Raw genomic sequence first — 19006 nt, forward strand, 5'->3', positions numbered from 1 at the left:
TCTTCGACGGGCGGCGGAAAAGATGCACAAAGGGACAGCCCAATGTTGAGAAAACCCGTCCCAACAGCCCCGGCCACGGTCAACCCTTGACGATACAGTTTCCAACATTACAGGCATCTGAGCGCGTCGAGGGGGGAGCCGTCCTTATTCGCTGCCTTGATCAGCATCGACTTTACCTTCGACTTTGGCTTGGGTGGCCGCTTCGGCCCGCTGCACATCGCGTTCTTTGATCTCGCGCTGCTCGGTGTCGTGTTCAAACAGTTCCCGTCGGGCTCGCAGCTTGGCTTCGGGTTGCTGTAGGTCACTGCCGCCCCCTTGGTGCACCCGCTGAAAGAACACCAGTGCGCCGCCTGCTAAGGCCAAGGCGCCTGCAAAGTACAGGGTTTCGAGAGGTTTTTCCCAACGAATAAAGTGTTCGAGAAAGGTCACGCCCAAAATCACGATGATCACGGAGACCACTTTTTGCTCTAAGTCTGAAAGGCTCTCGACGCCCAAAGCACTGGTCAGGTTGAGCGGTTTGATGAACAACGAGTACAGCCCGACCCCGATCAGGTAGAACACCACGGCCTTGAGCATTGTGCCCACCACTTCGAGGAACTCGACGGCCAGGGTGCCGGATTGACTGGCAATGCCCTTGGTGAACATTTCATGCCAGGTGTCATAGATGGTGTAAAGCGCCAAGATGGTGCCCTGCAGGAACAGGCTGAACGACACCAGCAGCACGGCAATGACAGCGATGAGCACGACAAAGCGGCTGCGACCGATCAGATCGCTAAACCATTCACGTTTGGACTGCTCGTGAGGTGGGGGAGTGGACATGGGGCCCATGATGGCGGGCCAGAAGGACAGGGCACGCGAGGTTCAAGGAAGAGTGGAGATCAGCCATGCAGGACACAGGAGCACTGCGCAGCAGGCAGCTCAGGGTGGCGCTGTCCAATCGAAACAGCCGGGCTACGTCGGCAGCTTTGAGTTCTTTGCCAATCACCCGGCGGACAATGTCTACGTCTACTCGTTGCGCCGCAGTCAATTTCTTGGGCCATCCGAACTTGACCCTTTTGTTTTGGCCGCCTGGACTCCCACTTTGGTGCGCTCTTTTAAGTTGGCCTGCCCCATTTCCGTGAAGACCCCGACCATCTGCATCATGGCTTTCCCGAACGCTGTCGTCGTATTGATGGGCTCGGTTAGAGATTCTAGGGTCGCCCTCTGCTGGTCAAGCAGCTCCATGATGCGAACCAAGTCGGATAAAGAACGGCTGAGGCGGTCTATTTTCCAGACCAAAACCGTGTCGCCTGCCCGGAGGTCGGTTCACATCGCGTGTAACTCGGGGCGATCCCAGCGGCCTCCACTCGCCTGCTCTGCAAAGATCTGCACCGCCTCAGCTTTGTTCAAAGCATCCAGCTGAAGGTTCGTGGTCTGATCATCCGTGGAGACGCGCGTAGGCAACGAGAGTCCTTGCAAAACCCTATGGCAAAAAGAAGCACAAAAGCGACAGGCTTTTGCAACAGGAAAAGGCTGTATTCATCACAGCCCCTTCCACTTTGCAAAAGGCTTCCCTTTTCCATGATGCGAGTAGCCGCATCCAACATCTCTCATGTGGTTATAAATTTTGGCCTGCGCCAGGGTTGTCGGTCGAGCAGGTTCAGTAACTTCAAGACCGCGTACAGAGCGGTGAACCCAAAGCGTCTCTCGTCCGTGAACTGGGCATCAGTGATGTTTGCTGTCGCTGGTTGACCGCGAACTCTCCCTCCTCGTCATGGAGACAGCTAGGCTCTGCCCCAGACAAGGTTCTTGGATGACCAGGCGCGGGCCACTCTCCCGATCAGATGCCCTGTCCGCCAGACACTTCAATTCGCTGTGCATTGACCCAGCGATTGTTCTCGGACAGCAGCGAGGCTATCATCGGCCCGATGTCGTCGGGCAGGCCCGCGCGTCCGAGCGCCGTCATCTCCGCGAAGATCCTGTTGACGTCCGGGTTGTCGCGGACGGCACCGCCACCGAAATCTGTCTCAATTGCGCCCGGCGCGACCGTATTGACCGCGATCCCACGGCTCCCCAGCTCCTTGGCCATATATACGGTGAGCACCTCGACGGCGCCCTTGACCGCCGCATAGGCGGAGTAGCCGGGATAGGACACCCGGGTCAGACCAGAGGAGAGGTTCACGATGCGGCCGCCGTCTGTGATCAGCGGCAAGAGTGCCTGGGTGAGGAAGAACACGCCCTTGAAATGCACATTGACGAGGCTGTCGAACTGCGCTTCGGTCGTCTGCTCGATCAGCGCATAGTCACCGTGTCCAGCATTATTCACCAGGGAGTCGAACGTCTCGCACTGCCAGGTCTCGCGCAGCGCCGTCTGGACCTGATCGGCGAACGGCGCGAAGCCGGTGACATTGCCGGTGTCGAGTTGGAAGGCAACGGCCTTGCGGCCCATCGCGGCGATCTCGGCGACCACAGCCTGCGCTTCTTGACCCCGGCTCTGGTAGGTGAGCATGACGTCACCGCCGTGGCGGGCGATGCTGAGTGCGGTGTTGCGGCCGAGCCCACGGCTGGCTCCGGTCACGAGAGCGATGTTGGTCATGGGAGAACTCCTCTGAGGTATAAAGCGGCGAATGGATGGGACGGACAGGTTCAGGGCAGTGAGGGGACACTGTCCATGAACACCAGGCTCCTCCCTCTTTGGGGGAGGTGGAGGGGCACAGACGCGCGAGGCGCCCAGTGCAACGTTTTCTGGTTCTTCGGCAGCAAAGACCTGGAAGCGGTCTGCTGTATGGATGATAGGAGCCGAGAGGCCGGACAGCATTGCCGAAACCTCGCTGTTTTTTGCCTATTTCTCTGAGGCAACCTAGGAACAGCTCCCCTGAAGAGGTTAGGATCACGCCATGTCTGACCCGCTGCTCGACACTGTTCGCCGGTACGTGGAGACCTGTGCCGACCCGGCTGGTCTGGCGCAGACGCCCATTCCTGGCCTGACGATCATCCGGCAGGTGGTGCCCAGCGGCCTGGTCCACGCGATCTCCAGGCCGCTCGTCTGTCTCGTCTTGCAGGGCAGCAAACAGGTGGCGATGGGAACCCAGACCTTCGCGTTCGGCGCGGGTGATTCGCTGCTCATCACGGCGGATGTGCCGACCGTGAGCCAGATTACGTGCGCGAGCGTCGCCGCGCCTTACCTCTCGCTGGTCTTGAACCTCGACCCGGCGGTGATTGCCGACCTGACGATGCAGATGAGGGCCGTGTCGGTGGCCGAGGGTGCGCCGCCTGTGCGGGTCCAGCCGACCGATACCGAGGTCGCTGACGCAGCGCTGCGGCTGATGCGTCTGCTGGAGCACCCGGCGGCGGTGCCGGTGCTGCATGCGCAGCTGATGCGCGAACTGCACTACTGGCTCTTGGCTGGTCGGCACGGGGCGGCGATTCATCGACTGGGCTGGCCGGAGAGCCATGCCCAGCGGGTGGGGCGTGCGGTCGCTGTTCTGCGGGCCGAGTTCACGCGGCCGCTGCGGGTCGACCGACTGGCCAAGGCGGCCAGCATGAGTCCGTCGTCGTTCCACCACCACTTCCGTGCCGTAACGTCGCTCTCGCCGCTGCAATTTCAGAAGCAGTTGCGTCTGATTGAGGCGCGCCGGTTGATGACGGCAGAAGGCTGGTCGGCGAGCCGGGCTGCGTTTGCGGTGGGGTATGAGAGCGTGTCGCAGTTCACGCGGGAGTATGGCCGGATGTTTGGTCTGCCGCCCGTCAAAGACACGGCGGCCATGAGGAGTGGGGCAGAAGCGGCGGCGTAGCTTGATCAGGCAAGCCGAGGGTCACCACCGACCATTCAGTCCCACCCGCACCCTCCGCTGACCAGGTTCGGCCACTCATCCGAGGGTCATCACCTCCTGTATCAGTGCCCGAACCTGCCCACGCAGCCAGAGGTGAGCCGGGTCATTGTCGTAGCGTCCGTGCCAGACTTGCACGAGTGCGAGGGGCGTCAGGGTCAATGGCATCGGCGCTGTGTGGAGGCCCAGAGTCCTAATCACCGACGCGCATAGGTCGCCTGGAACCATCACCAACAGGTCGCTCAACCCGATGAAGTGCAGTGCGGCAGTCGTGGTGGGCACCACGCCCAGCACCCGGCGCTCTACACCGTGCTCTTCTAATGCCTCGTCGATGGGATCGCGCAGGCGGCCCCGCCGCGAGATGATCAGGTGCGGCGCGCTGACAAACGCTTCCAGAGTCGGCTCACTCTGGAGATACGGATGGCCTGGGCGGCAGACCACCACCAGTTGGCCGGTGCCCAGCGTTTCAAAGCGCAGATCAGGCAAGACGGGTGGAGTGGACCCCAATTCGAGATCCACCCGGCCCTGGCGCAATTCAGCGGTGTCCGTGCGGCTCTCCGCCAAAAAGCGCAGCTTGACCCGGGGGGCCAGGGCCTGAACCGCCGCGAGCAACCGTGGGCCGACCGCAGTCGTGACGGCCTCGTTGCACTGCAAGGTAAACACACGCTCCAAGCCTGCCAAATCCAGCACGCGGTTGGGCGTGAGCACCGCGCGTGCTTGCTGCACCAAGGCATGCACCTCGGCCTGAACGGAGAGGGCATACGGGGTGGGCGTCATCCCACGCCCAGTCCGCACCAGAATCTGGTCGCCGGTGGTGCGGCGGATGCGGCCGAGCGTGCGGCTCATCGCTGGCTGCGAGAGGTACAGCCGCTCGGCAGCGGCTGCCACGCTGCCCTCTTCCAGTAGGGCGTCCAGGGCAGTCAGCAGATTCAAGTCAAGATGCATCAGAGTAATATTACAACTGCAAATAATGTATTTGACGACAAGGGTCATGGTCTCTAAGGTAAGAGGCACTGAGGTCGAGATGACTTCACCTATTCGAGGAGAACACTGTTATGACGCACACCACTCTGATTTCAGCCTTTGATCAACCCAACGCCTCTCTGGCCGAAGATCAAGCATTGCTGCCTACCGTTGTGGCTGGCGTTGAAGCCACCGGCCAACTCCTGCTCCAGCGATTCGAGAACCGGCCTGAGTTCAAAACCCGTGATGACGTCGTTGCCGCCATCGACGCGAATGACGACGCAGCGCTGACCCTTCTGCGTCCCGCACTCCTGCAGGCCCGGCCTCAAGCCGGTTGGGTGGAAGACGAGCTGGAAAGCGGCCTGCTGCCCGGTGGCGAGTGGTGGATCACCGATCCGGTCGAGGGCAACGTCAACCATATTCACGGCATGACGGACTGGGGTGTGACTGCCACTCTGGTGCGCGACAACGTGCCAGTCCTGACGGTGGTGCATCTTCCCTTGCTTGGCACCACCTACACCGCCGTGCAGGGTGGCGGGGCCTTTCAGGACGGTGTGGCGCTGCGGGCCTCAGCGAAGGATGATCTGGACGGTGCTTTGGTCGGCACCGGTCAAGCCCGGCCCGGCGAAAGCAGCGACACCTTCCGGCGCATCGGCCTGTCCGTGACCGCCATGTTAGGCAGTGCGCTGGTGCTCAAAGTCGCTGTGCCTGCCACCCTCCAGCTGATCCACGTAGCTGCTGGGCGGATGGACGTCTTCTGGCAATTCAGCGCGGTTCGCAGCGGTCTGCTCGCTGGAGCGTTGCTGACCGCCGAGGCCGGGGGCACCGTGACCGACACACGTGGACAGCCCTGGACGCTGGACAGTGGGGATTTTCTGGCCAGTGCCCCCGGCCTCCATAGCGCTGCCATCAACGTGCTGTTGACCGTGCGGTGAATCCAGGAGCTGCCCATTTGCCCAACCACAGACGCCTACAGCGTCCATCTCATTCCCAAGGAGTTGACCATGACCCCATCCTCACCTGCTGGCTCTCTACCAAACAGCCCCGAATTGACCTTCTCGACCCCCATCACCATCGCTATTCTCGGCGGCACCGGCCGCGTCGGCTCGGGGCTGGCCACCAAGCTCGCGAGTCAGGGTCACCGCCTCCTGTTGGGCACGCTGAATCCCGACGACGCGGCGGCCAACTGGAGCGGCCCCGCCGTAACCTTTACCGACACGGCAGCGGCGGCCCGGGACGGCCAAATCGTTATCAACGCCACGCCGGGTGACACCAGTTTGGAGCGCCTGAGCGCCCTGCGTTCAGAACTTAGCGGCAAAATCTTGGTCGACGTCACCAACGCGACCCAGCGCAACGCCACCTCTCCCCTCGGTGACCTGTGTTATCCGGGCAGCAGTTTGGCAGAGAAGCTACAGGCGGCCCTGCCGCACACCCGGGTGGTGAAAACGCTCAACACCATGATGTTCAAAGTGATGACCAACCCACAGGGCCTGAGCAGTCCCCCGACCGCGTTTCTCTCTGGCAACGATGCAGGGGCCAAAACTACAGTACGGGCCTTGCTGGCCGAACTCGGCTGGCAAAACGAGCAGCTAATGGATCTAGGCGATGTAACCACGGCACGCGGCACTGAAGAACTCTTTTTGTTCGTGCCCTACCTGGTCAAAACCCTCGGTTTCGTGCCTTTCGCTGTGACAGTCGCTCACTGATCTTACGGCGCGGACGCTTGGACATGCCGCACACTTTCACAGACAACCGTGAGATGGCGAGAGCCTTGGTCACGCTGGCCAACGAAGGGCGGGCATGGCACGTGCCGTCCCCGCCAGCCGTCACCATCCGTGACTTCGCGGGACGTTACGCCGCCGCTGGGGGCAAGCCGCCGACCAAACTGGTTCAGATGCCATGTTTCGCCATGCCCTTGGTCGGGATGATTGTGCCGATAGCCCACGAAGTTGCGGAGTTGGACTACGGTACGCGCCATTCCACTTGGATGTGGCCGAGACGGCCCGCACCTTCAGCCTAGCGGTCACCGACCTCGACACGGCCCTCCATGACCAGGGCGGCAAGGTCAGAGAATAAACGCGCCGCTCAGAGCGCTTCACGGAATAGACTGCTGCAAAAGCCTTCCCCTTGCACGCCCGTTTCACCTCAGTGCCAGGAGCAACTCAAAGAAGAGCGAGACAGGGGAAGCCCTAAGGCTCTGTAATGAAGCACAGATGGCTCGTGCAAACAAGAAAGGCGACCCGTGGGGGATCGCCTTTGATTCTCCCAATATAGTGCGGTATACAGGGGAAGTCAAACTATGCAGACGGGTGGTCGTGGCTTCTTAGGAATGATTGCAGTTTAATGGAGCATGAACGGTTTGACGTGTCCAGCGTGTGAGGGCGTCTACATCGTCAAAAACGGTCACGCCCACACCGGCAAACAGCGGTATCTCTGCCGGGTTTGTCGGCATCAGTTCACCTTGAATCACACCCGAACGCCGATTTCGCCCGAAACCGTGACCTTGGTGGATTGATTGCTCTCCGAACGGTTGTCCCACCGGGGCATTTGCCGCGTTGTTGGGGTCAGTCGGAGTTGGTTCCGTCGACACTCGCAATCTCTAATGAAGACCGTACCACACGCCATCGAGCCTGAATCTTCTGCAGCAAAAAAAGCGTGAACACTCCAGCACCAGCCCCGCTGGTGCTGGAGTGTGACGAGTGAGCACTTTTGTGGCGCAGCAGACAAAGAACATCTGGATCTGGCTCGCCATGAACCGCGCCACCCGCCAGATCGTGGGCTGTTTCATCGGACACCGAGATGCTGCTAGAGCCTCCCTGCTGTGGCAAAGCCTTCCCACTCCCTACCGAGATGCCGTGTGTCATACCGACGGTCTCAGCGCCTATAAAGGCGTGGTATTTGGTGCGCTGCACGTGATTGGCGGCACACAACACATCGAACGGCTTAACGCCACGTTGCGGCTCCGAATCGCTCATTGGTACGCAAAAGTTTGTCCTTCAGCCGCAAATCAGAGCATCTCGAACTCCTTGTCTGGATGTTCATTCATCGCTACAATGCGTCATTACGTTGAAGCCACGACCGGAAGCGGCTGCGACCAGCGAGTTTTTGCACTGGGTGGCAAATTCATGCACTGGGAGAGATCAAGAGATCAGCAGGGGGCTTGACACCTCACCAAAAATGAAGCGGAATCACGTCCACATAATCGAGACCGAATACCAGGGCGACCAAGGCCAAAAGAATCAGAATCAGCCGCAACCAAGGAATACCACCTGCCGCGCCTTTAAGCCGAGTCATCCGCTCCTCTCTTCGAAGGACAGAGCGCAAACGATTCGAATCGGCACAGTGCTGGGTTCAACGAGGCTCATTGTGGCCGTCCAAGCGATCTATTCCCTCGCTTTTGAGTTCATCCCTTCCGTCTTTCAAGCCATCGGCAGTTTTCTGACCTGCGCGGCGCAGTTCACCGCTCACTCGGTCAGCGGCGCCACTGGGATACCGGCCATCCCGAAGGTCATCTACGGCCTCTTCTGCAGCCTGGCCGGCTCGCTTGAGATTGCCCTTTACGCCTAGATCCGCCTGACCCAAAAGATCGTTGACCCGGCCTTGCACTGCTGGGCTAAAACGGTACAAGGCATACACTCCCGCAGCCAACATCAACAGGCTCCAAGGAAAACCATTCCCAGAACGGGCCTGCCCCCAGCGGGTAACGTCTTGCCGGAGAGCTTTCAGTTCTGTCTGTTGTTCGGTCAGCAGATCCAGCAATTGGGCTTGACCTCTCACAGCCGCTTTCACGGCCTGTAGGGACGCCTCATGCTCCACTTGGGCACGGGTTTCTTTCGCTTTCTCTTTAATTTGTTCAAGACGTTCATTGATGGGGATCATCTGTAAGTTCTCCTTTGGCTGGAGCTGCGGGTCACGACGATTTTTCGGGGGCCAGTTTCAACGGTTGACGGAATTTCTAAGCGTGTCAGTCTTCGTACACCACGATCTGGTGGGTCACCATCACCTGTTTGCTGAGGTCAGCTATGGCTTGGTTTGAGGATGACTTTCCAGCGTTCGCTAGACCTGAGGGGGAGGCCGCCGAGCAAGACAGTAGGGCCGCTACGTTGTGCGGTTATCACCAGCACTTTAATAACCACTCCCACTGGAATGATTTCTCCACGTGACTAACATTCCCAGCGCATTTCGACGCGGGCCCCCGTTCGCAACGTTTTCGACCACCACTTCTTCGCGCGGGTCAATCAGGTCAAGGGGCGCCCGGTTGGCCAGGGGGTCGTTAACACGGAGTTCTTTACTCATGCTGACCTCTGCACCAAGGGTGGCAGAAACCACTTACGGGAGTCATATGGCCTCAGTGGCGGTCGATCTTGCCGTCAAGGGGGTCTACAGCGTCTTTGACTGCGTCGTCCACCTTCTGCACAGCCGTGCGTCCGTCGGCGGTGGTGACGTTCATACCACCTGTGTTCACCGAGACCTCGCCGGTCTTGACGACGTCCAAGACCTCGCGGTTCACCGTTTCACTGAAGGTTTGCTGCTCGGTCACGGTGCGCTTGCCGACTTCCACCTCTTCGGTGACGTAGGCCTGCTTGCTCACTTTGGCTGCCTCGGCTTCCAGATCCACCCGGATAGTCTCTGAGGCGGCACCGAGCGTGACGTTGCCTTCCACGAGACGAGGCTCGGTGACTGCACGGCGCTCAATGGTGATTTCCTCGTGCTCAAGCGACACGTTGACCTGCTCTTGACGGGTCTCGACCCGTTTGCCCACTTCCACGCTGCCTGCAGCGACCCGGCTCTTGTTGACCTGGAGCCGTTCTTCCAAGAGTTGCAATTTCTGGGGCGTGCGAAACAGGGTATCAGTGTCGTCGTCGCGGTAGTTGAAATCCAGGCCAGTGACGGGGGGTACGGCCGAACCTGTCCCGCGCAAGACGCGCTCGTCGGCGGCTTGGGTATCAGAAGTGTACTCTTGGCCTTCGGTGTAAGGAGCGAGGTCTGCGACCTGCTCACGGGTCAGGCTGTCGATGTACACGCCGTCATCCTCGACACGGGCCAACCCCACCGGCACCACCACCTGCTTGCTGGTCATCCACCGGCCCACATCAACCATCAGGTAGCGGATCTTACCGTCGTCATCGGTCAGAGCACCTTTAACGGTGCCAACTTTATCGCTGTTCATTGCGTAAGCAGGCAAATTGGTGGGGTCAAACGCATCCGCACCAAGGTCATAGGCATGGTCTTTCACCAGTTGATTTAGGGGGGTCAGTCTCGCCATCCGAGGTCTCCTTTATCGCTTTGGGCAGTGGAGCTGCCCCAACACCTCAAGTCTGACTGGCGGCTGACCAGTCTTCCCGCCAAACCCGTGAAGATCCTCACCTGAGCCCTTAAAAATGAAGACAGGGGCAAGGAGCACCATACGAGGGGTGAAGAATCCATGCCGAACCCGTGCCCACCTGAGGTCTGGATCTATGGTCTGCTGGAGATGAACCCCTACAGGGATTGCCATCCAATCCCTGTAGGGTTCGTTTGTGTTCCAACACGACCAACACCCGGCGATAATTGAGGAGAAGCCCTGAGAAGAAGTGCGTGGTGCTGGACAATGAAGAACGCGGTAGTTAGTGAAGGCTGGGCGCGCTTCTCCGGGCGTCACAGTGGATGTGGCGAATTCGGAGGGTCTGTCGTTCCCCGCAGGCGACCCGTGCTGGAGCGACAGAAACAGCGGTTAGAGGATGCCCTCCACTCGCCACCCATCACAACATCTGTGCGTGTCCAGACGCCCGGGAAGAGTTCAACAGCCTCTGCCTCCCCCGTCAGAGGCGGTCTGCTGGCGCTCGGTCTCGGTCAAGGAGCGCAGAGCATCGCTGAACGAGCGGCCTTTGTCCCCTCTGCACTCCCAAATTTTCCAGCAATGCCGCTTATTTTCCTGCACCTGTGCCCGCTATCGCCAGCGTCATGCGGCTGCCCTCGCGCACCAACAGGTAAGAAAAGACCCGCTTGGTTTTCTTGTTCACAAAATTCAGCAGCCTAGGAGCGTCTCTGTCGCTGCCCACATCAGACGTGCTGAAGTACACGTAACCCTTGGTGGTCAGTGTCGACGTCATTTTTTGTAGGGCCGCGCTGAAGCGTTGGTTGTCGGTGGCAGTGGTCATCGGCAGGCTATACATTTCGGCCCAGCCGCCTTTCAGGGTGCCGCCCGACAAGAGGCTTTTGCTGAACGCTTGGTAGTTGGGGCCGCATTCTGCCCGCATGCCGGCGATGGCCGGCATGAGGCCATTACCCAACGTGCCTTGTTGGGCGGGGCAGGCCAGCGCTGCAGAAGTTAAAGTGAGGGTGGCGAGGGTCATCAGGCAAGTCTTCATGGGTGCTCCACAGGTGAAGGACAGCGTTGACGGGATGGGAACCGAGCTGTAATGTAGCCAATCCTGCGTTAGATTGCCGCTCCTATGTGCCCATGGATTACACCGCAGGTTCATCCGATCCTTGTCTTCCCGTTGCCACTGGACGGCGTTCAGTTGAGCTTCTGTCTGCACCACTTGACGACTGATTTCGGCGCGCAGCTCCTGAAGGTGTCCCGGCTCGGTGGGCAAGCTGTTGAGCCAGCTGCGCCATCCACTCTCCCTCACCGCGCAGTGGGAGTGGGGGAGAGACCGAGGGCTGGACAACAGTTCACGCGTTCCACCCTGGGGGAGGTCACCTGACGGGAAATGCAGGAACACAAACGCGAGCTTGAACGATCTGGAGGGCCGGCACGTTTTCTGGTTCAGCTCGCGAACCATTCAGTCTGGGCCGGTGCCTTAAGGCACGCCAAGGGCTTCCACGTTCCCCCTGCGTTACGGCCTCTGGTAGGGTCAACGCGTTGCGAACAGCGCTTCTGGGAGGGAGTTCAAATTGTCCTAGGATTCATCCAGGTCTCCAGCTGCTCGGCAGACAGGCTTGCTCCCGCGCAGGCAGAGACGTGTGGGTCACAGGTCAACAGCTCAGAAGGTCTACTGTTGGAGGGCGGGCAGGTGCCCTGCCGCTTCAGTTCACCGGGAAGCTTCCGTCATGAGTTGACCTCAAACATGAACAGATCGTCCCACTGGGTGGAGCCGGCTCCACCCACCTCTGTGTGAAGGTAAGTGCCGAGCAACCTGTTCACACTACAGGCATGAACTTGCTTCTCCAGGTGCTCATGGGTGGCGCCGGCGCATTGAGCGTGGTGACGTTGCTGCTGTTGTTTACAGGTGACCTCCAGGCGATGACCGTCAGCGTACTCATCGCCCTGCTGCTGGCGGCCGTGGCGATGGCTCCACTGGTGTACCAAGAAGCGCAGAAGCAGGCCAGTGCGGGCGACCGCTAGACCTGCTGCACGAAGCCCCGCCCCTCCTTCATTGGCGGAGCGGGGCTTTTTTGCTGTCCATAACAACCCGTTCACTGCAGGACGGGGCGCTGTGGCTGATCGAGGTGGCCTTCAAGCGTCTCTTCCCCGGCCGCTGATCCTGGACAACCCGGGCAAAAGGTTTCTTTCCCCTGTTGGGCTCCCACAGTCAGCCTACCCTCTGGACATGGAATATGCTGAAGATCAAGTGCTGGTGCGGGAGCTGTGGCTGGGTGCAAGGGCTGCACGGGTGTTTATCAAGGACTGCCCTAAACATCCTCAATATGGTGAAGTGGTGGATTTAGGGCAGGCCGGCAAAATGCAGATCACCGCCTACCACTACCATGCGCATCTCAACGGCGCCGAAGTCTTGGTGCAAGATGCTGGCTACCGAATGAGACAGCCTGAGAGCCTTGTGGAGGACTACCAAGCGATTGAAGGCAATTAGAAACTTCTCACATGCTCCCGCCCCAGCTTCGGCTGGCAGGCGGGGATGCTTTTTGCGTGGGCTTAAGCCGAGCGTCCCTGCATGGCGGAGAGGAGGGCGCTCGCGGTGGCCTGTGCACCGTTGCCGTGCCCCTGCGAGGCGATCCAGGCCTTGATCGTAGACAATGAGGGGCGGCCCGTTGTCGCTGACTGGCTGGAATTGGTGCGGGGGTTTGATCGCGCATTAATACTTTGTGGAGTTTCGCGCCTGGAGATGCAAAGCACCCTCAGTCTGTGGCAGCAACTCAAAGCGGGCGGCCACCTGGAAGCGGTGCGGGTGGTGATCAGCAAAGCGCCTCCAATCGGGCGGGTAAGCCATGAAGCACGGGACGCCCTGAGAGCGGCGGGTGTGGCCTGCCCCTCAATACGGTGGTAAGGCGCTTATACGACACACGAAAGAGCAGCGGAAGCGGGTAGCCTAGTACGTGGGATAGGGATAAGCGGGCAAGCGAAGCAGGGGCAGACCTACAGGCTGTGGCCGCTGAAGTGCAGGCATGACCCGCAAAAAGGGCAGTCGCTTCGACTAGGCCAAACCACTGCAGGATGCCTAGCCCAGCGAAACCCCCGCACAGCCCGACGCCCTATGGCCTGAGATGCAAGCAGGCGAGAGACAGCCGGAAAGGCAAGCACTGCTAGCAATTCCGGAAGTTACAGTGAAAGCGGCCACAGGCAACGCGGCCCTACAGAACCCTTCCGCCTTTGCCCTGCCTGCCCAGCGGAAGAGCAAGCGTGGGGATGACGGCACACTGAAACGTACAGACGTACCCCGCGAGCAATTGAATGTGCGGATCAGGCCGGAACTGAAACGGGCCGTGGCGGGCTTTGCTGGACTGCAAGGCATGACAGACGTGGTAGAGGCTACCCTCATTGACTACCTAGAGCGGGCGAAGTCTGCCGAGTAGGTCGGGGGTGCTCGCAATTCCGGCAAATGCTTCTTAACGGGAATAAGTCAATGCCAAGAATCGCTCACCCACTTGGGCACTAGAGACAAACCCTCTAATCTGAATGAAGCCTTGTTTCAAGAGTGAATGGTAGAGCTTGACGTGCACCTTTGAAGATTTGTGTTTCCACTGGCTGTTGTCTCTTAGCCGTGTCTTTTCTCCTATACTTAAACTATGAATAATACGCTGTCTGGTCTAGCTCAGCAGTTCATCTGGGGCTGATGAGCTTATGGGGCAGTCTTTAAGAGTATTGCTCATTGATGACGATCCAGCAGACAGCGTATTGATTCAAGAAGCATTCTCTTTGCTTGAGCAGCCCTGTACCCTGATGGTCTTGAACAGTGGCGCGGCTGGCTTGGCCCACTTGATCTCACTCGAACACCTCGCGCCTGATGTGGTATTGCTCGACCTGAAGATGCCTGAGCCGGACGGTTTCATGGTGCTGGCTGCCCTCAAGGCCCACCCTCAGCTTCAGGCACTGCCCATTGTAGTATTTACAATTTCGACCTCGGATGAAGATATGCGGCGAGCGTATGCCCTGCGTGCCAATGCTTACGTCGTGAAAGACCTGGCGTTTGAAACGCTATGTCAGCAAGTCCGCAGCCTGGTGAAGTTCTGGAGCCTCGCCCGCACTGTACCCTGCCCCTCTCAGTCGCCTCATTGAAGCCTAAACCAGCTCAACCTATCGTTCAGGAGAAGCGTTCACCTTGTCAGTCTCTTCTAGACCTCCCTGTGGCTGTGCGGGTGTTCCAGTTGGAAGGTCAACACCTCAGCAGCGTTATTTATCGTTCGGGGTAGAGAGGTGCTGACCGAGTGAGTGAACCTGAATACCCTCCGCCTGACAGACGCTATTCACCTCTTTTTTGGTGGGTAGTTGCCCGGGAATCCCTGAACGTTTCAGGAACTGAAACCGCCCTCAAGGGACGCGGCCTTTTTAGGTAGGGACAACCGGGGAATAAATCTCAAGTGTTATGGGGTTCCCCATGACTGATCCTGCAAGGGTGTTAAGGATTGCAACACCCCATGACGAATCCACACAGGAGCAAATGTTACCCAGCGTCACTCAGGCCGGGGCGCTGGGCACTGTGAGTCATACTCACGGCAGCCCCTCAGGGTTACGGATTGCTCATGACTTCGACGCCTGCCCGCCGTTGGGAATGCAAACGGCGACGCCCAGCGCGGCTAGGTTGTCTGCATTCCTGACCACCTCTCAGAATGTGGCAAAACGTCACGACCTGGAGCGGGCGAGCTTGTAGCAGAGTGTTACAACTTCCGGCAAACAGACGGCAACAGAGCGGCAAACAAAAGGCGCGTTCATGGGAGGTTGACTGCTGATTGTCCGGGTGCGCCGTTCATGCTGTGCGGCTTCCTCTTCATCGAACACTTCCGCCATAGGCCGGAACCGCTCGCCCACCTCAGGGCGGCGTAACGTTTCTCCCTATACGCTGACCCATGCGGCCACTGATTCACGTACTAACAATTCGAGCTGTCCATACGCAGCGTCCGTCATACAGCGCATGACGGCGGAAGCATTCAGGGCAGAGATGGAACGGGGCATAAGGCGGATACGAAGTGCAGCACGGCGTGAGGCGCTTCGCAGTTGAAGCACTCGCCAGTCAGGGGAGGGGCAGCGGGGGTGAGCGTGTGCGGTTCAGTCATGGGCGGGCCTCCAGAGTCGGGCGAGGGGCAAGCAGTCGATCAGGCCGGAACAAATACCGCAGAGGGCTGCAAGGCCGTCATAGGGCGCGGGAAGGTGGGCAGTCAGGGCAAGGTAGGCGAAGTACAGGAACAGATAACCGGGTTTGAACATGTCGGGCCTCTCTCTCCCAGGTATGCCGGAAGTGTCGGGACTGCTAGCACTTCCGGCACAGTCTCCGTTACGGAGAAACGTTCAGGAACTAAAACCGAGTGGGGGCACATGGCCCCCATCTGTCTCAGGCGGCGTGTGTCTGCTGCAGGAACTTCCACACGGCGCGGGATCCGGTTTAGAGCAGCCCACCCCTACCGCCTGTAGGGAGTGGTCTGCAGGCTAGTTTCGGAGCGCGTTCGGGTGGCGTGAGCTGTGATCACAGCTGCGGCTCGCCGCGCTTGGGTGAGGTGAGCCTGATGGACAGTCTGGTGGCGCTCCGTGAACCCTCATAGAATGTTGCCGCTGCTTGCTCTCCTACACCCCGACTCACCCTCTGCGGTGCAGGCTTCCTGCCGTTCCCTGCATTCCACAACAGCGCCCCTGACTCATCTTGGGCAGCGACCGCGTAGGGGTCAGGAGCTGGTCGGGAGCCGGGCGGCCAACTGACCCGTCACCTGCTGAGCGGCCTGGGGCCGACCCGTGAAGTAGCCTTGAATGTATTCACCGCCGAGGCGGCGAACGGTGTCCAGTTGTTCCCGCGTTTCCACGCCCTCCACCGTCACTTCCAGATTCAACGCATGGGCCAATTGAATAATGGCCTGCATCAATGCCTCGGCCTGCGGTGCAGACGCTTGATTTCCTCCCACGCCGGCCGTAAATGAACGATCTATTTTCAGGCTGTCTATCGGGTACTGTTTCAAGTACGCCAGATTGGAGTAGCCGGTGCCAAAGTCGTCCACCGCCACCCGCACCCCCAACGCCTTGAGCCGCCCCAAAGTTTCCCGCGCCTCCACCACCTGCATCAACATGCTTTCGGTGAGTTCGAGTTCCAAGTGGTGGGGGGGGAGACCGGACGTCTCCAGCGCCCAGGTCACGGTGTCGATGAGGTCGGGTTGCTGAAACTGACGTGCGGAAAGGTTCACCGCCATACGCAAGTCTGGCGCGGCGTCCAGCCAGGCCGCGGCCTGAACACAGGCCTGCTGGAGCACCCACGCGCCGATCGGCACGATCAGCCCCGTCACTTCCGCCAGCGGAATAAATTGATCTGGCGGCACCAAGCCCAGTTCAGGATGCTGCCAGCGCAGCAGGGCCTCGACCCCACTTAACTCCCCACTCTGGGCCTGCCACTGCGGCTGATACTGCAAGACAAATTCCTGGCGCTCCAGCGCCCGGTGCAGCGCACTTTCTAGGGTTATGGCGGCCAACGGTTCCTGGCCCTGGGCGGCGTAGAGCGCGTAGCCGCCTCCACGCCGCTTGGCCTGATACATCGCGCTATCGGCTTGCTGCACCAACTGCTCGACCCTGCTACCGGCGTGTGGAAAGACGCTGAAGCCGAGACTGGGCCGCATAAAAACCTCGCGTTCCGCCAAGAGGAAGGGCTCACGAAAGGCTTCCATCAGGTGCTCAGCGGTCGCGGAGATGGGGCTGACGTCGCCTTCGCCGGCCCACCAGAACAGGAACTCGTCGCCGCCCAGCCGGGCCAGGTGGCGGTGCGGCCCCAACACGCCGCGCAGCCGGAGGGCGACCTGTTGCAGCAAGGCGTCCCCGACACTGTGTCCGAGAGTGTCATTGATGAGCTTGAAGCGGTCGAGATCCATCAACCCCACGGTCACGGCCTCTCCGCTGCGTTGCGCATGTTGTAGGGCCGCTCCCAGTTGCCGTTCGAAGAAGGTGCGGTTCGGCAGTCCGGTGAGGGCGTCATACAGCGCCTGATATTCCAGGGCGGCTTGGGCGTCATAGCGGTCGATCACCAACGCGGCCAGCTGGGCGGCGGCGGCCAACTGGACGCGCTCGTCGACATTGGGCAGGTGGGCCCCGGAGCCCTGCACCACCAAGAGGCCTGTCCCTCCGGTGTGCGGTCTCCCAAACGGCTGACGCCAGGCCGCAGGATTCAGGTCAGCCGCTCGGGTCTCTCCGGCCAGCCACAGGCGTTGATCCTGGGCCTGTGCTTCACCCTGAACGGTGAACACTTGCGGCGGCTTTCCGGGCAGCACGAGGGCGGCGCGGCGGCCGGCAAACTGGCGCTCGACCGTGCCCAACAGCCGCGCCAACACCTCTGAGGGGGGGCGGTTGCGGGCGGCGAGTTCCAACACCTGAGCCCGCTCCCGGTCAAGGTGCTCGGCGAATTGCTTGCGTTCGGTGATATCGCGCTGAATCGAAATCCAGTGGGTGTAGTGGCCGGTTGCATCGGCCACTGGCGCAATCGAGAGTTCCACCCAGAACTCGCTGCCGTCTTTGCGGGCATTGACCAACTCGACTTCGATGCTTTGCCAGTGGGTCAGGGCGTAGCGAATCCTGTCCAGCACCTGACGGTCGGTGCGCGAGCTTTGTAATATCCGGGGCGTCTGACCCAGCACGTCTTCCAGGGTGTACCCGGTGGTCTGGATAAAGGCGGCGTTGGCGTACACGATGCGCGGCCCGGGCTGGTCGATCGGCTCAGCCTCCGTGATCAGCACCGAGTCATTGGCGTGGGCCAGCACCGATTCGAGCAGGGCCAACTGCTGGCGGGTGTAGAGGGCCTGCACTTCTTCAACAGACAGGCGCTGCGCGGTGCCCACCAAACCGCCGGGCACCGGCGCGGCTCTCAAGGTCACCGCCAGCGCTTCTCTCTCAGCGCCGGTGAGGTGCGGCTGCTGCGGCGCCATGGGAGAGTGGCTACGGGCCGCGCTGCGCCGCAGCGAGGCGAAGGCCGCACTGAGCAGGCCATCATCAAGCCTCCGTCCCATGGTCTGCGCCTGAGAAACGCTGAACGTGTCTTCGGCGGCCCGGTTCCACTGTTTGACCCAGCCTTCGAGGGTCAGGGCGTACACGGCCAAGGGAGCGGCCTGCACCACCGCACCGAGTTGATCGTGGGCTTGGCGCAGGGTCAGGCGTTCGGCATGCCATGCCAATTGCTCAAGCAGGGCGGTCCACAGCTGTTGGGCGCGCCGCTCCAGGTCGGCCGCTGCGGGGGCCGCCGGCGAGAGAGCAAAATTCAGCGTGCCTGTACACCCGTTTTGACTGAACGCCACCGCCTGAAGAGCCGACGCAGCCTCAACGGGCACATCGGGATTTGCCCAGGTTCGATGCCACGTGATCTCAACGCCCGTTGCCGTGCTGGCCACCAAGCTCACGTGGAGCACGTGAGCGCCCATGAGCTGTCCGCCCATGCTTAGCAGCGTGTCCAAGGCTTCTGGGGGCAGCGCAGCGAGGACGACGGAAAGTTCAGAGCGGAGGGGTGGGGCAGTCATAACATACCGGCACGATCATCAAACAGCCAATGCAACCGACAGCTGCAGGGCAGGGAACAGAGCATCCTTACAGTTGACTCGATTCAAGGCCATGAGCTGTGCAGAAGTCGTACGTTGCCCCCAGTTCCTTAAGGTTGTTCAGTGAAGTCCCTGCACCAGGAACCGTGTTCGCAAGCGGGTGGTCTTCAGGTGCCGCCCCTGCTGGATGTTCGCCGCTGTCCCACTCCCACGACGGTTCAGCGTTCCAGCAGTGATCTTCTACAGGAATAATAGGGGTGAAAGGCGCATTCCGGCACCCGCGCGAACCAACAGACACCCGTCAACCGTGCCCCATTGCAGAGCACCCTGAGGCCGAACAAGTCGTTGACCACGACCCCGTA

The 19006-nt window shown here is 60.3% G+C and carries 19 protein-coding genes and 1 pseudogene; 10 read left to right on the forward strand and 10 right to left on the reverse strand.

What is annotated here, in order from left to right:
* Positions 1-144: 144 nt before the first annotated feature.
* The 3 genes and pseudogenes from M1R55_RS25375 to M1R55_RS25380 form a co-directional block, all read right to left on the reverse strand.
* Complete coding sequence (locus M1R55_RS25375; RefSeq protein ID WP_249396078.1) at positions 145-819, reverse strand: YqhA family protein; 675 nt, start codon at positions 817-819, stop codon at positions 145-147.
* A 204-nt stretch (positions 820-1023) separates the two neighbouring features.
* A pseudogene (locus tag M1R55_RS32470) lies at positions 1024-1458 on the reverse strand (recombinase family protein).
* Positions 1459-1819: 361 nt separating this feature from the next.
* Positions 1820-2575, reverse strand: coding sequence for an SDR family NAD(P)-dependent oxidoreductase (locus tag M1R55_RS25380; RefSeq protein WP_249396079.1), 756 nt, complete (start codon positions 2573-2575; stop codon positions 1820-1822).
* 301 nt (positions 2576-2876) lie between these two features.
* Here M1R55_RS25380 and M1R55_RS25385 point away from each other — a divergent pair, with 301 nt between their 5' ends.
* On the forward strand, positions 2877-3773 hold the full coding sequence (locus M1R55_RS25385) for an AraC family transcriptional regulator (RefSeq protein ID WP_249396080.1): 897 nt from the start codon (positions 2877-2879) through the stop codon (positions 3771-3773).
* Positions 3774-3848: 75 nt separating this feature from the next.
* Here the strand turns inward: M1R55_RS25385 and M1R55_RS25390 are convergent, their stop codons facing one another.
* On the reverse strand, positions 3849-4754 hold the full coding sequence (locus M1R55_RS25390) for a LysR family transcriptional regulator (protein ID WP_249396081.1): 906 nt from the start codon (positions 4752-4754) through the stop codon (positions 3849-3851).
* Between the two features lie 110 nt (positions 4755-4864).
* Between M1R55_RS25390 and M1R55_RS25395 the strand changes: the two genes are divergently transcribed.
* The 4 genes from M1R55_RS25395 (at position 4865) to M1R55_RS25410 (ending at position 7936) form a co-directional block, all read left to right on the forward strand.
* Entirely contained in the window at positions 4865-5707 is an 843-nt protein-coding gene (locus M1R55_RS25395; RefSeq protein ID WP_249396082.1) for an inositol monophosphatase family protein, read from the forward strand.
* 69 nt (positions 5708-5776) lie between these two features.
* Positions 5777-6478, forward strand: a complete 702-nt coding sequence (locus M1R55_RS25400) for an NADPH-dependent F420 reductase (protein ID WP_249396083.1) — start codon at positions 5777-5779, stop codon at positions 6476-6478.
* Positions 6479-7122: 644 nt separating this feature from the next.
* The gene (locus tag M1R55_RS25405) at positions 7123-7287 is read left to right on the forward strand and encodes an IS1 family transposase (RefSeq protein WP_249396084.1); all 165 of its coding nucleotides are present in this window, start codon (positions 7123-7125) and stop codon (positions 7285-7287) included.
* Positions 7288-7471: 184 nt separating this feature from the next.
* Positions 7472-7936 carry an IS1 family transposase gene (locus M1R55_RS25410; RefSeq protein WP_249396085.1) on the forward strand — a complete coding sequence of 155 codons (465 nt, stop codon included), beginning with the start codon at positions 7472-7474 and terminating at the stop codon, positions 7934-7936.
* 4 nt (positions 7937-7940) lie between these two features.
* On the opposite strand, the gene M1R55_RS31900 is transcribed toward M1R55_RS25410, so the two are convergent.
* The 4 genes from M1R55_RS31900 to M1R55_RS25425 form a co-directional block, all read right to left on the reverse strand.
* Positions 7941-8066 (reverse strand): hypothetical protein, encoded by a 126-nt coding sequence (locus tag M1R55_RS31900; protein ID WP_256566071.1) that lies wholly within the window; start codon positions 8064-8066, stop codon positions 7941-7943.
* Positions 8067-8123: 57 nt separating this feature from the next.
* Complete coding sequence (locus M1R55_RS25415) at positions 8124-8651, reverse strand: hypothetical protein (protein ID WP_249396086.1); 528 nt, start codon at positions 8649-8651, stop codon at positions 8124-8126.
* Positions 8652-9120: 469 nt separating this feature from the next.
* Positions 9121-10038 (reverse strand): DUF2382 domain-containing protein, encoded by a 918-nt coding sequence (locus M1R55_RS25420; protein WP_249396087.1) that lies wholly within the window; start codon positions 10036-10038, stop codon positions 9121-9123.
* Between the two features lie 640 nt (positions 10039-10678).
* Positions 10679-11122 (reverse strand): hypothetical protein, encoded by a 444-nt coding sequence (locus M1R55_RS25425; RefSeq protein ID WP_249396088.1) that lies wholly within the window; start codon positions 11120-11122, stop codon positions 10679-10681.
* Positions 11123-11910: 788 nt separating this feature from the next.
* On the opposite strand from M1R55_RS25425, the gene M1R55_RS25430 reads away from it, so the two are divergent.
* The 5 genes from M1R55_RS25430 (at position 11911) to M1R55_RS25450 (ending at position 14211) form a co-directional block, all read left to right on the forward strand.
* Positions 11911-12102 carry a hypothetical protein gene (locus tag M1R55_RS25430; RefSeq protein ID WP_249396089.1) on the forward strand — a complete coding sequence of 64 codons (192 nt, stop codon included), beginning with the start codon at positions 11911-11913 and terminating at the stop codon, positions 12100-12102.
* Between the two features lie 205 nt (positions 12103-12307).
* Positions 12308-12568, forward strand: coding sequence for a hypothetical protein (locus tag M1R55_RS25435; RefSeq protein WP_249396090.1), 261 nt, complete (start codon positions 12308-12310; stop codon positions 12566-12568).
* 252 nt (positions 12569-12820) lie between these two features.
* Positions 12821-12982 (forward strand): hypothetical protein, encoded by a 162-nt coding sequence (locus M1R55_RS25440; protein ID WP_249396091.1) that lies wholly within the window; start codon positions 12821-12823, stop codon positions 12980-12982.
* A 277-nt stretch (positions 12983-13259) separates the two neighbouring features.
* Positions 13260-13508: a hypothetical protein gene (locus M1R55_RS25445; protein WP_249396092.1), complete on the forward strand. Its 249-nt coding sequence runs from the start codon at positions 13260-13262 to the stop codon at positions 13506-13508.
* Between the two features lie 268 nt (positions 13509-13776).
* Positions 13777-14211, forward strand: coding sequence for a response regulator (locus M1R55_RS25450; RefSeq protein ID WP_249396093.1), 435 nt, complete (start codon positions 13777-13779; stop codon positions 14209-14211).
* 987 nt (positions 14212-15198) lie between these two features.
* Here the strand turns inward: M1R55_RS25450 and M1R55_RS25455 are convergent.
* Positions 15199-15357, reverse strand: coding sequence for a hypothetical protein (locus M1R55_RS25455; protein WP_249396094.1), 159 nt, complete (start codon positions 15355-15357; stop codon positions 15199-15201).
* A gap of 452 nt (positions 15358-15809) precedes the next feature.
* Positions 15810-18626: an EAL domain-containing protein gene (locus tag M1R55_RS25460; RefSeq protein ID WP_249396095.1), complete on the reverse strand. Its 2817-nt coding sequence runs from the start codon at positions 18624-18626 to the stop codon at positions 15810-15812.
* Positions 18627-19006 lie beyond the last annotated feature (380 nt).

This window comes from Deinococcus sp. QL22 (genome assembly GCF_023370075.1).
GTDB lineage: Bacteria > Deinococcota > Deinococci > Deinococcales > Deinococcaceae > Deinococcus.

Excerpts from the sequence above, each read along its gene's own strand:
- M1R55_RS25430 (WP_249396089.1), top strand. The coding sequence starts at position 11,911 with ATGAACTTGCTTCTCCAGGTGCTCATGGGTGGCGCCGGCGCATTGAGC.
- M1R55_RS25435 (WP_249396090.1), top strand. The coding sequence starts at position 12,308 with ATGGAATATGCTGAAGATCAAGTGCTGGTGCGGGAGCTGTGGCTGGGT.
- M1R55_RS25375 (WP_249396078.1), bottom strand. The coding sequence starts at position 819 with ATGTCCACTCCCCCACCTCACGAGCAGTCCAAACGTGAATGGTTTAGC.
- M1R55_RS25390 (WP_249396081.1), bottom strand. The coding sequence starts at position 4,754 with ATGCATCTTGACTTGAATCTGCTGACTGCCCTGGACGCCCTACTGGAA.
- M1R55_RS25405 (WP_249396084.1), top strand. The coding sequence starts at position 7,123 with ATGAACGGTTTGACGTGTCCAGCGTGTGAGGGCGTCTACATCGTCAAA.
- M1R55_RS25460 (WP_249396095.1), bottom strand. The coding sequence starts at position 18,626 with ATGACTGCCCCACCCCTCCGCTCTGAACTTTCCGTCGTCCTCGCTGCG.
- M1R55_RS31900 (WP_256566071.1), bottom strand. The coding sequence starts at position 8,066 with ATGACTCGGCTTAAAGGCGCGGCAGGTGGTATTCCTTGGTTGCGGCTG.
- M1R55_RS25455 (WP_249396094.1), bottom strand. The coding sequence starts at position 15,357 with ATGTTCAAACCCGGTTATCTGTTCCTGTACTTCGCCTACCTTGCCCTG.
- M1R55_RS25385 (WP_249396080.1), top strand. The coding sequence starts at position 2,877 with ATGTCTGACCCGCTGCTCGACACTGTTCGCCGGTACGTGGAGACCTGT.
- M1R55_RS25440 (WP_249396091.1), top strand. The coding sequence starts at position 12,821 with ATGCAAAGCACCCTCAGTCTGTGGCAGCAACTCAAAGCGGGCGGCCAC.
- M1R55_RS25420 (WP_249396087.1), bottom strand. The coding sequence starts at position 10,038 with ATGGCGAGACTGACCCCCCTAAATCAACTGGTGAAAGACCATGCCTAT.
- M1R55_RS25425 (WP_249396088.1), bottom strand. The coding sequence starts at position 11,122 with ATGAAGACTTGCCTGATGACCCTCGCCACCCTCACTTTAACTTCTGCA.
- M1R55_RS25450 (WP_249396093.1), top strand. The coding sequence starts at position 13,777 with ATGGGGCAGTCTTTAAGAGTATTGCTCATTGATGACGATCCAGCAGAC.
- M1R55_RS25415 (WP_249396086.1), bottom strand. The coding sequence starts at position 8,651 with ATGATCCCCATCAATGAACGTCTTGAACAAATTAAAGAGAAAGCGAAA.
- M1R55_RS25395 (WP_249396082.1), top strand. The coding sequence starts at position 4,865 with ATGACGCACACCACTCTGATTTCAGCCTTTGATCAACCCAACGCCTCT.
- M1R55_RS25400 (WP_249396083.1), top strand. The coding sequence starts at position 5,777 with ATGACCCCATCCTCACCTGCTGGCTCTCTACCAAACAGCCCCGAATTG.
- M1R55_RS25380 (WP_249396079.1), bottom strand. The coding sequence starts at position 2,575 with ATGACCAACATCGCTCTCGTGACCGGAGCCAGCCGTGGGCTCGGCCGC.